The organism is uncultured Shewanella sp. (assembly GCF_947501225.1).
Taxonomy (GTDB): Bacteria; Pseudomonadota; Gammaproteobacteria; order Enterobacterales; family Shewanellaceae; genus Shewanella.
This window is the reverse complement of sequence record NZ_CANMUW010000001.1, coordinates 519,614-531,164: the sequence shown is the minus strand read 5'-3', so window position 1 is coordinate 531,164 and position 11,551 is coordinate 519,614. Positions and strand designations below refer to the sequence as shown.

Here is an 11,551-nt window from a genome sequence, read left to right as displayed (position 1 = left end):
CAGTGTTGAGGCAGGTATCTAAGATGTCGACGGGCTCATTGTGCCTGGGGAAACCACTGCTCATATAATTGATCGATCTCCCCCTCTTTAAGCAGTTGCTGCAGTGCACTTTCGAGTAAGCGCAAAAGCCGCTGATGCCCTTTCTTCACCGCTATGCTGACAGGGCTTTCACTCTCTGCGAGCATCACAATTCTCACTTCCATACCCAGCTCATCGGCTAGATAGTAACCAACCTCAACCGTCGCAATAACCGCGCTGGCCTTGCCATCCCTCATCAGCTTCATCGACGCAGCCTTACTCTTGGTCTGGACAGTGCGTAATCTACCGAGCATCTTGCTGTCTGCTATCTCTGCCTCTAATGATGAGTCTTTATCTCCGGCGACAATTTTACCCACCAGGTCATCGAGGCGAGTAACATCCGGATTTTCGGCCAACACAAACAGGGCACTTTTGCGAGAGTAGTAAGGCGAGGTAAAGTCAAAATATCTCTTTCTGCCCCTTGTTATCTCCATCCCCCCGGCACAGTGGAGCATATGAGAAAACCTCAAACCGCCAACCACATCGACCCAATTCATCTGGTGCAGCTCAAGGTGTAATTGCGCCCTGTTAAATACCAACCTCAACACCTCTGCGTCAAAACCTGTGGCGCTACTATCACTTTCTTGAAATTGGTAAGGAGGATAGCCATCAGAAAGCCCACAGGAAATAATATCGACCTCTGCTCCGTTGCCCTTTGCGATGAAAACCAAAAGTAACAGGATTATGATTGAAAACTTGCTGGTTATTATCATCGGCTCAATGTTAGCTGGCTGTCGCAGGTCAAAGTTATCAATCTTACTCTGCGGCTCAAGTATATGACTCAAAAAAACAATCGGCTCCCCCCAAAATTCAAATTAACGTGCAGCAACAAAATTGCAACAGATGTAAATATCCTGCAAACACACATGATAACGATTATCATTCGCACACTTTAAACCCTATAAGGAAATACCATGCCGTTCCCATTAAGCAAGACAGCCCTCGCCACCCAATGCGCCCTGTTTTGTCTCACCCTACCCTCTTTCACCAGTCTGGCCGCCGAACAGACCGGTGCGGATGCGCTCTCTATGGAGCGTATGATAATAACGGGAAGCCGCTCGGTAGAGCGCATCGACGAGGTCCCCTCTTCGGTCACTCTGATCGACAACGAGGCGCTAAAACAAGATATGTTGGTCAGCTCCGAGCTACAAAATATTCTCGCCTTTCGGGTTCCCGGCATGGCGCCAAGCTCAGGGACTTCGAGTAACTTTGGCCAAACACTGCGTGGTAGACAAGCATTGGTGATGATTGATGGCGTACCTCAATCCACTCCGCTTAGAAATGGTCAGCTGGGCATCCGCTCCATCGATGCCGGTGCCATCGAGCGTATCGAGGTGATCAAGGGGGCGACCTCTATCTACGGAAACGGCGCATCCGGCGGCATCATCAACTACATCACCAAGAAAGCCACCGACGATGACAAAGCCAGAGTACAGCTGGGCGCCTCGAGTAAATTCAGTGCGGTAAAGTTTGAAGATACGCCGGGATATCGTTTCGATGCCTCCATAGACGGTACCAATGATAATTTCAGTTATGTACTCAGTGGGGCCATCGAAGAAACCGGCCTTCAGCGCGATGCAGAAGGTGATATTATCGGATTAATTTATGGGCTTTCCGAGGCAAAAACCCAAAACTTATTTACTAAATTTGGTTATGATTTTGATGAGGAGAAATACCTCCAGCTAACTTATAACTACTATGAATCCCAGCAGCTCGCCGATCTGACCGATGTAACAGGCAATGTTAACAGTGGCATTAAAACCTATGCGATCGAGAATACAACAGGGGTTGCAAGGATCGGAGAGCCACAAGGGCCCCGTGGTAATCACAACCTGATGCTCAAATACATGGACGATGAGCTCTTCACTAATACTCAGCTCACGTTAGATGGATACGCCCAGGTCATCGAAAACATGTTCTTCTTCTCGACTAGTCTGGCTAATCCAAGTGAAGGCTACTCAGGTGGTCAGTCGTTAATCAAATCAGATAAAAAAGGCCTCAGGGTCAACTTCAATACCCAAGTCGACTGGGACCGGGTTGAAGTCAGCTTTATCTATGGCCTGGATGCCCTCAACGATATTAGCTCACAACCTTTGGACGATGGCCGGATCTGGGTACCAGAGATGGACATGACTAACCTTGCCGCTTACCTGCAAACTAAAATGGTGATCGACGGTGACTGGATCGTTAAGGCCGGAGTTCGTCAGGACAACGTAGATCTCAAGGTCGATGACTACCAAACCTTAAAACTATGTAAAAACGAGGCCACCTGCTCAGTCCCAATGGATGTTAAAGGTGGTGATATTGAGTATGACACCACGACCTTCAACTTAGGTGTCAGATATAATATGAATGAACATTTGAGTCCGTTTATCAGCTTCTCTCAAGGTGCCGATATCCCAGATCTTGGTCGACTGCTACGCACGGCGACTGTTGAGGATATCTCTCTGGTTCAGACAGAATCATCTGTTGTAGACAACTACGAAGTCGGTTTATCTGGTCAATATGAAGATATTAACTATGAATTCTCAGCTTACCGCAGTGAATCTGAATTAGGGACAACAACCAAGTATGATGAGGCCACAGGCATCTATCTGCCAGTTCGCGCTCCCCACAAGATCTGGGGATATGAAGCTCAACTAAGCTACCAAGTTCAGGACAATCTTAGAACGGGGATCACCTATACCTGGATGGAAGGTAAAAACACCGAGACAGATAGCTACCTCGATGGCAGCATCATCTCAGCCCCCAAATTCACCGCCAGCATCGACTGGAACCCGATTGATGCTGCGTATATAGGGCTCAGCTACCTGTATGTTGGCGATCGTGAGCGTTTTGAAGCGGTTGATGGTAAATATGCGGGTACTCAGGCACCGGTAAGCAGTTACAAACTAGTGAACTTAAGTAGCAGTTATCAGATCAACAACTGGCAGTTGTCTCTCGGTGTAGAAAACCTGCTCAACGAAGATTACTACTCGGCCCGCTCTCAGGCCTTTACCTATAATGGCTATAACACTAAGGGGCTGGGGACTACGGTAAACTTGGGGATAAAAGCCAGCTTCTAAACTTGTTATAAGACAGCTTTTTCAATATTTATAAAAACGGGCCGGTATAAACCGGCCCCGAAGAAGCAAGTAAAAAGAGGCAAATCGCAGCCAGAAAACTGACTGCGATTATTTAATGACATTATTAATAATTAAGGTCTATTGGCCATGCTTTCCGCGTATTTTCCCTTTCTTAATCATAGCTTCACCTGTATGGCTCACAAACACCTGAGCCTTGGCCTTACTGGTGGTACTATCATCCATATCCCAAATAATACGGCTCAACTCGCAATCGACATCTGTGCCTGTCAGATCGAGGCAGCTCACGGAGAAGATAAATTGATCTAACTCATCAAACTCCTCTTCATAGAAGCCATCTCCGTTAACATCCACATCGACCTGAAACTCTTCAGTGATATCACAAAACTCTGTTTTACCGCCTCCCTTCTTACTGTTTTTCCCCTTCAATGAGACCTGCTTGACACAAATTTCACCATTGTAGTCGCTGGTACTGACATTACCGAGTGGAATCCAATCTCCCCAACTGCAGACAACTACATCATCATCAGTCCCAAGCAGGCCATCATCACCAGCCTCCCAGTCACAAGTCTGTTGTTGTGCATTTGTAGAAAAAGCAAACTCCTGCTCTGGCTTACCGATACCGCGGATAAACCACTCCTGGGTTGATATCCAGCCCGCACGAGGGTCGGTATCACGCATCACGAGTGTAATTTCACCGTCTAAACCGTCACAGTCGGTAAATGCCGTCTCTGCACCGGGCTCGACACCATCTTCATCAACAGCACCATCTAAATCATTATCGAGACCGTCTGCAGGATCTTCATCAAACAGGCCATCATCGTCATTGTCGACCTGATACCAGTCGACCATGGTGATATAGATATCCACCGGCACGATCTCCATAGCCGCCTCGTCATATCGGATAAAAGATGCGTGTCCACCGTCACAGTTAACTACCCCACTGGCAGCCTTCTTAACATGAAAAATCAGGGTATCGTGGGGAAATCCAGGCCTTGGGTTACCCGCAGCCAGACAGGCGACACTGAAGATCAATGTCATTAAAAAGATAGGTAGTTTTAAAAATTTCATCACTGCACCTCACAATTTATTACTGCTTCAATTGAAATTGTAGGAGCTGAAGGTATGGCTTAATAAAATTAAAACCTCTATAGAGTGGTGCTTTTAGCGATGAATGCTATATAGACCAAGGCAGAGATTTAACAATGAAACAAAAGTATTAAAAATCAAAACCTAAAGGCTACCGATAAAGAGGTAAACATCTTGACTCAACACGCACGACAGACAAAAAAATGTAACTGAAAATTTCAATTTGTAAAAATCTCTAAAATGGTCCGCCTGCTAAACCTTGAGAGGTGGAAGTTTAGTGACTCATATGTCACCAGCAACTTGCCAACTGCAGAAGCTGGTGAGAAACATCGACTGATTAGGTGCAAGAATTTAGCTAGATACTTGGCACCGCCGCCAGCATAAGTGAGACCAGCTCATCGACTCGCTGTTGACGCTCATCCCTGCTCTGATCCGAATCTGTGAACCCCTGTGCTAATACCCGCCATGCAGGCTCGGCCATGTGTGGATGAAACAGCGCGAGCAGCACCGAACCTTTTTCATGCTTATCGGCATCGACACCAAAGGTAGAGAGGCCCGGAACCAGACCCGCCTTATCCAGTATCTGCGCATCACTCATCTGTGATTCCAGCGCAACTCCGAAACCTAATAACAGATCCGGTGATTCATCGACAGAGACCAGATGATAGCCCTTAGACTGCATCACCTTCATCATAGAGCTCCGCATAAGGTCGACAACCTTATCATTGACTCCCTCCTCAGCCGCCACTCTGGCCAGCGACGGATGCCAGGCAAAACGTGGCGTGTTTGATGACAGAAAACTGAGATCCCCGCTCGTTACCATAGTGGCGCGTGTGGGGTTAGATTTGGGAACATCGACAGTGACGCAGGCGGTCAAAATAAATGTTAACAATAGGCAGCTGAGTTTTTTGAACATGATACAAGATTCCCTCTTAAATATATTCCAATAATACCCCGTTAAAGATTAACCTAAGCTGACTCATAAGTAATTACAATTAGTTAACCCAAAAACCTCTGTGAGCAATCAATATCGGCTCAAGCCATATCATCTCTGTAGCTCATCATAAAATTCCGCTAAAATGCAGCTTTATATCTCCAACAGCGGATCTTCATGGAACTGGTTTTAACTATTGCTCTTTTTGCCTTCTCATCAGGTGTCACCCCCGGTCCCAATAACATCATGCTCATGACCTCAGGCGTTAACTTTGGTGTGAGAAGAAGCCTCCCCCATCTGTCTGGTGTCTGCATCGGTTTTCCCGCGATGGTTCTCGCCATAGGCTTAGGCCTAAGCACAGTATTTCAGGCTCACCCCATCATGCACTCGATCATCAAGTATGCGGGCATCACCTACCTGTTGTATCTCGCCTGGTTGATCGCCAATAACAGCAGCAAGATTGAAGGTAAGAACACCGCTACCCCGCTAAGTTTTATCCAGGCTGCCGCATTTCAATGGGTCAACCCTAAGGCCTGGATCATGTCAATCGGGGCAGTCGGAGCCTTCACCAGCGTACAGTCGCCACTGCCGCCTCAAGTATTGACCATTGCAACCGTCTTCATGTGCGTCGCCTTCCCCACGGCCATTCTATGGCTGGGATTCGGCGTGGGATTAAAGCGGTTATTAAAAAATAGCCAGCAACAAAAGATCTTCAACATCACCATGGCACTCTTGCTTGTGGCATCTATCATCCCTATTATCGCCCCATAAACGGCCAGCCAGAACAGGGCAAGGAGAAAACTGAGTGAAACAGCAAGAGCAGGAAACCGAACTTCAAGCCATAGCGCGGCACACACAGAACTGGGTAGAGCGCGTCATAATGAAGTACAACATCTGTCCTTTCGCGCGGCGTGAAGTAGAGCGTCGCAGCATTCGTTATGCCGTTATCGATGAGACTAAGATGCACCATGTACTCGAGGCGTTAATAAGTGAGTGCCAGCACTTGGATGCTAACCCCGGGATAGAAACGACCCTGTTTATTATCCCCGCAGGCTTCGAAGGGTTTTATCCCTATCTGGATCTCGTCGATATCGCCAACGATCTACTCATCGAACAAGGCTACGAGGGGATATATCAGCTCGCCAGTTTCCACCCCGATTACTGCTTCGATGGTGAAGCGATGGATGCCCCTTCCAACTTCACTAACCGCTCGCCATACCCGACCCTACATATCATACGCGAGGCGAGCATGGAGCTGGCGTTGGCAAATTATGATGATCCGGAATCGATTCCAGAACGTAACATCGCGTTCTGCCAGAAAAGGGGCAGTGATTTTTTTGCCAGGCTACTGTCCGGTTGTATGGGGAGTAAGCGCTAATTTCATAAAGGCTGACAAGCTCATAACTTATGTTTTCCCCCCTCATGGGGTAGTATTCAACACGACGCATCAGACATGAACGCTATAGGGAACGATTCCCCCTGCTCATAGATAGAAGAGAGAACAATGGCAAAGAAGTTTTACGTAGTGTGGCAAGGCAGAGAAACCGGTATCTTTACCAACTGGGATCAGACAAAAAAACTGGTCGATAAATTTCCGGGAGCGCGCTACAAATCATTTCCCAGCCGAGCCGAGGCCGAGGCGGCTTTCGGTAAGGGAGCGGCATCCTCCCTTTCCTCAAACGCATCCACTAAAACGACTTCGGCACCAAAGCTGAGCGAGCGACCCGTAAAAGCCAACGCCACCGAACAAAACCAAAGATATGATGTAGAGATATACACCGACGGTGGCTGTGAGCCCAACCCCGGAGAGGCCGGCTCCGGCATCGCTGTCTACCGCAATGGCGAACTGTCTGAGCTTTGGTATGGGCTCTATAACCCCTCTGGCACTAACAACACCGCTGAGTTAAATGCGCTGTATCAGGCACTCTTAATCGCTCAGGACAACCTTCAAAAAGGCAAGAGTGTTCATATCTTAAGTGACTCTCAATACTCGATTAACTGTATCACTAACTGGGCTTATGGTTGGAAACAGAAAGGATGGAAACGAAAAACTGCCGGCGATATTAAAAATCTGGAGATAATCCAGCTATCTCACGCCATATATGAGGAGATTAAAGAGAAGCTCCACATCACTCATGTGGCGGCTCATGTGGGCATTGAGGGGAACGAATTAGCCGACAGAATGTCGATTTATGCTATCGATCAGCGAAACATTAACTTTTGCCGGTATCCTGAGCCGATTGAGCTGGCTTCGATTCTAAGCCTGAGGGCAGGGTAATTTACTTTTCAATCCGGTTATCCTAATGTTCGGTTATTCCTCTCAATGATGAGAGGAATAACCATTTAACTGCAAGCCGTTATCCCTGGGCATTCACAACCTCATCTTCACTCAAGCCTTGAGCCTTATCTTCATCGCTGCCCAACATCTTCTTGATAAGCTTAGAAGCGGCAAATGCAACACCGACCATAACCACGGCCATGATCGTCAACATACCGAAGTAATCACCATATAAGTTATGTACCACCTCCTGAGTGATAGCCTGCCCCTTTTCAACGGCGATGGAGGTAGAGAACACGGCGCCAACGACTCCACTGAGCGCGGTTGCAACCGAGAACAGGCTCACCGAGAAGGCTTCGATATGTTTAGGTGCCACAGACAAGATGAAAGCGACAACCATACTGCCGACAATAACTTCCGCTAAGGCCTGGAAGAAGTGAATAACCAGGAACACCTCAGGACGGATAACTACATCACTGCCTACCGTCATCACCGCTAAGGTTAATATTCCGAAGGCGATGGCGGTAAAGATAAAGGCGAATCCCACCTTAGTCGCAATAGTGAAGTGGATGTCGCGCTTCTCCAGTGCTGTAAATACCAAGGCGATCAACGGTCCTGCTACCATGCACCACATTGGGTTCATCGCCATAGATGCCTCCGGCGCAATAGGGATAATGCCGAATAGATCACCTCGCATCGTATTGATAGTCACTAAGGTCATCGAGGTCATCATCTGGCCGTAGTAGACAAAAAAGGCGATGGTCAGCAGCACCATGATCAATATGGTGCCCATTTTTAGTGCCTCACTCTTTTCCGACTTAACCATAATCGAAATAAAGTATCCGATAGCGCCTAAGCCGATGGCGTAAACGATATTCTTACCGACATCCATATTAGAGAACATGAAGAAGACTAAACCTATCATGGCGGCCGAGCTGATCAGGAACAGCACCCAGTTCTTCATACTGACCGGCTGCCTGTCAATCTCTGAACTCACCTCGAGCAGAGGCTTACGGCTTATCAGCATCAACACGAAGGCCAATACTGCCATGGCGGCGCACAGCAGGTAGCTGCCGCTGAAACCTATGACCAGCACGATCAGCGGAAACAGGTATTGGCTGATGAATGCGCCGATGTTGTTGATGGAGTAGTTAACCGCATAACCACTCTCGAAGGCCTCCTCGGTCGCAAAGGTTCGCTTGAAAAGTGGTGAGTAAGAGGGGAACATCAAGCCTCTTGCATAACTTGCCAGTGCGATACCCGCCAGACTCAGAGGCACATTGAGCATAGATGCCCCCAGCACCAGCAGTCCGTAACCCGATGCAAAACAGATGAATGCCAGAGTCAGAGAGCGATAGGCACCGAGAAATTTATCGGTGATGAAGCCACCGGCAATGGCAAACAGTGGCCCGATAGCAGAAAAAGCACCGACGACCATCATAGTATCCGCTTCTGAATAATTCAGATCTTCCAGAAAGAAACGGGTCAGGATCACCATGACACCGTAAAAAGACATGCCAAACATCATCTGGCAAATCATCATCGAACTGTTCAACCTATTCCACATAACCGGATCTCTTCGTGTTAGTTACTCAATAAACGTCATTGTTTATCAACGTGCGCGGATATTACAGGAATCAACTGCCTGAACCAGAGTGACCGGTCGCAAAACTAAAGAAATCGCTAAAAATCTCACACACCGAGCTGTTACTAATTGTTTACACCGAAATATCAAATGCACAAATTCATAGTGGATTGACGATGAAGCCATGAATGAGGATGAGTCGCAACAATGAATAATCATGAAATGACCCAATGGTCATTCCACTGAGACGAGCACTATCGACTAGGTTTAAAGAGTAGAGAGGTGACAATCTTAAGAATTACTTACACAAAGAGGGAACCTTTACTATGCCAATGAGACAGCCTATGAGACAATCCGCCCCATGAAAATATATGCCCATGTTCATAAAGCGCCAATTCGAGTTTTACGCATCAGCAAGCGACGCTTCTCGATACGTTTAAAACGCGATCTGCTTATCCTCAAGGAAGCATTAGCGCAGGAGAAACAGGAGACCAAAGAGATGCTGGTCACCTACAGGCGTTATACCCGCAAACAAGCCAATCGCGAAGAGTTACGTGAAGCGAACAGGCAGTTCGGGGACCTGTTAAAAGGAGTGGGGCTGGGTATGTTTGCGGTATTGCCTTTCGCTCCGATCACCATCCCAGTCGTCGTTAAACTCGGAAAAGTTGTCGGCGTCGATGTTCTTCCCAGCTCGTTCAACAATTTGTCAGAGAAAAAAAGACAGAGAAAGTCTCCGGTATTGGCAGGCAGTAAAGAGTAGGTACAAGATACTCCTGCCTATATTGTGGTAACCAAATCCCCTATCCGCTTCCCCCTGAAATCATAGCCTGTTACCCTATCTTATGTATTAATGAGTTGTTCACTCTTCCCTAACTACTTTAACTACCAGCAGAGAGTACGAATCCCACATGACTGATTTACTGATTTCAGGCGTTCCAGGCACACCACTGACCATCTTACATTCCGATTCTTATGCCGACTGGCTGGCGCAGCAAGGGCAACAAACACAAAACTGGCTGGCAACAACACAATTCAACGGTAAGGGGATGAGCCTTATCCCGGATGCCAATGGCGAACTGGCGCAGGTGATCTTAGTCAGCAGTGAGACAGATTCTTACTGGTTGTGCGGCGATCTCGTCACCCAGCTACCCGCTGGCCAATACGCCATAACCGGCTCCGATGAACAGGTAAAGGTCGCCGCATTCAGCTGGGGACTGGGGGCTTATACCTTCGATAGATATAAGGCAAGTGACAAGGTTTACCCTCAACTGGTTCTGCCTACACAGGCACAAGCCGACGAAGCGCTGAAGATGGTACGATCGGTCTCTATCGTGCGGGACTTAGTCAACACCCCGGCAGCAGATATGATGCCACAGCACTTAGGTGAGACGATGGAAAGTCTGGCCGAAGAGTTTGGTGCCAGCGTCACCCAGATCGTCGGAGATGAACTCCTGGAGCAGAACTACCCGACCATCCACATGGTAGGCCGTGCCAGCGAAAACCAGCCACGCCTCATTGATCTCACATGGGGTGATGAAGACGCACCGAAAGTCACCTTAGTCGGTAAAGGGGTCTGTTTCGACTCGGGTGGACTGGATCTCAAACCCGGCGCCGGCATGCGCCTGATGAAGAAAGATATGGGGGGGGCCGCCCACGTTATCGGCCTGGCCCATCAGATCATGGCCAGTAAGCTACCTGTTCGTCTGCGCGTACTGGTTCCGGCAGTTGAAAATGCGGTATCGGCCAATGCGTTCAGACCCGGTGACGTCATCAAAACACGTAAAGGACTCACGGTTGAGATCGATAATACCGATGCAGAAGGCCGCTTGGTACTGTGTGACGCACTGGCAGAGGCAAACAGTGACAAGCCTGAGCTTATGATAGATTTTGCCACCCTCACAGGTGCAATGCGCATCGCTCTGGGTACCGAACTTCCCGGCTTCTTCAGTAATGATGATGAGGTCGCAGCAGGCATTACCGCTTCCGGTTTGGCCGTTCAGGATCCTGTCTGGCGCATGCCGCTGCATAAGCCATACTATGAGCTGACCGGCAGTGATATCGCCGATCTGGCGAACTGTGGCAAGGTGCCCTTTGGCGGTGCGATAACCGCAGCCCTCTATCTCGAGGCTTTTGTCGATGAAGATATCAGCTGGAGCCATTTCGACGTGATGGCCTGGAACAACCGTAAACTACCGGGCCGTCCCATCGGTGGTGAAGCCTTCGGTATCCGCGCCGTATTCGACTACCTGCAGACACGTTTCAGTAAGTAATCCATAAGGCAATACCGAATGAAACGATTCTATAAGGCCTGCTTGCAGGCCTTACTATTTCTCCCCTTGCAGCGCCTTTAGGTAATAAAATTTCACTAAATACTCTAAAACCGGTGAGATAAACCATAAAAACTCGACAAACAGCCTAAAACTCACCCAAACCGTAATTAAGCAACATTAATTACTTTTCATCTTATCTGTTTTTTGTATAATCCTTTTCCGGCTCGAACCTCA

At 48.1% G+C, this 11,551-nt stretch carries 10 protein-coding genes; 6 read left to right on the top strand and 4 right to left on the bottom strand.

Features of this window, described 5'->3' with window-relative positions:
* Positions 1 to 35: 35 nt before the first annotated feature.
* Positions 36 to 863, bottom strand: coding sequence for a transporter substrate-binding domain-containing protein (locus Q1B47_RS02185; protein ID WP_299787918.1), 828 nt, complete (start codon positions 861 to 863; stop codon positions 36 to 38).
* A 129-nt stretch (positions 864 to 992) separates the two neighbouring features.
* On the opposite strand from Q1B47_RS02185, the gene Q1B47_RS02180 reads away from it, so the two are divergent.
* Positions 993 to 3,143, top strand: coding sequence for a TonB-dependent receptor (locus Q1B47_RS02180; RefSeq protein WP_299787916.1), 2,151 nt, complete (start codon positions 993 to 995; stop codon positions 3,141 to 3,143).
* A gap of 138 nt (positions 3,144 to 3,281) precedes the next feature.
* On the opposite strand, the gene Q1B47_RS02175 is transcribed toward Q1B47_RS02180, so the two are convergent.
* Positions 3,282 to 4,232 (bottom strand): hypothetical protein, encoded by a 951-nt coding sequence (locus Q1B47_RS02175; RefSeq protein ID WP_299787913.1) that lies wholly within the window; start codon positions 4,230 to 4,232, stop codon positions 3,282 to 3,284.
* A gap of 373 nt (positions 4,233 to 4,605) precedes the next feature.
* A complete protein-coding gene (locus Q1B47_RS02170) occupies positions 4,606 to 5,166 on the bottom strand; it encodes a DUF4136 domain-containing protein (protein ID WP_299787910.1) in 561 nt (186 codons plus the stop codon).
* A 195-nt stretch (positions 5,167 to 5,361) separates the two neighbouring features.
* Between Q1B47_RS02170 and Q1B47_RS02165 the strand changes: the two genes are divergently transcribed.
* From Q1B47_RS02165 to Q1B47_RS02155, 3 genes are all read left to right on the top strand, one after another.
* Positions 5,362 to 5,955 (top strand): LysE family translocator, encoded by a 594-nt coding sequence (locus Q1B47_RS02165; protein ID WP_299787907.1) that lies wholly within the window; start codon positions 5,362 to 5,364, stop codon positions 5,953 to 5,955.
* Between the two features lie 34 nt (positions 5,956 to 5,989).
* Complete coding sequence (locus Q1B47_RS02160; RefSeq protein ID WP_299787904.1) at positions 5,990 to 6,562, top strand: DUF1415 domain-containing protein; 573 nt, start codon at positions 5,990 to 5,992, stop codon at positions 6,560 to 6,562.
* 126 nt (positions 6,563 to 6,688) lie between these two features.
* On the top strand, positions 6,689 to 7,462 hold the full coding sequence (locus Q1B47_RS02155) for a ribonuclease H family protein (RefSeq protein WP_299787901.1): 774 nt from the start codon (positions 6,689 to 6,691) through the stop codon (positions 7,460 to 7,462).
* 79 nt (positions 7,463 to 7,541) lie between these two features.
* On the opposite strand, the gene Q1B47_RS02150 is transcribed toward Q1B47_RS02155, so the two are convergent.
* The gene (locus Q1B47_RS02150) at positions 7,542 to 9,005 is read right to left on the bottom strand and encodes an MFS transporter (protein ID WP_299787898.1); all 1,464 of its coding nucleotides are present in this window, start codon (positions 9,003 to 9,005) and stop codon (positions 7,542 to 7,544) included.
* Positions 9,006 to 9,408: 403 nt separating this feature from the next.
* On the opposite strand from Q1B47_RS02150, the gene Q1B47_RS02145 reads away from it, so the two are divergent.
* Positions 9,409 to 9,807 carry an LETM1 domain-containing protein gene (locus Q1B47_RS02145; RefSeq protein WP_299787895.1) on the top strand — a complete coding sequence of 133 codons (399 nt, stop codon included), beginning with the start codon at positions 9,409 to 9,411 and terminating at the stop codon, positions 9,805 to 9,807.
* 148 nt (positions 9,808 to 9,955) lie between these two features.
* Positions 9,956 to 11,317 (top strand): M17 family metallopeptidase, encoded by a 1,362-nt coding sequence (locus tag Q1B47_RS02140; protein WP_299787892.1) that lies wholly within the window; start codon positions 9,956 to 9,958, stop codon positions 11,315 to 11,317.
* The last annotated feature ends 234 nt before the right edge of the window (positions 11,318 to 11,551 follow it).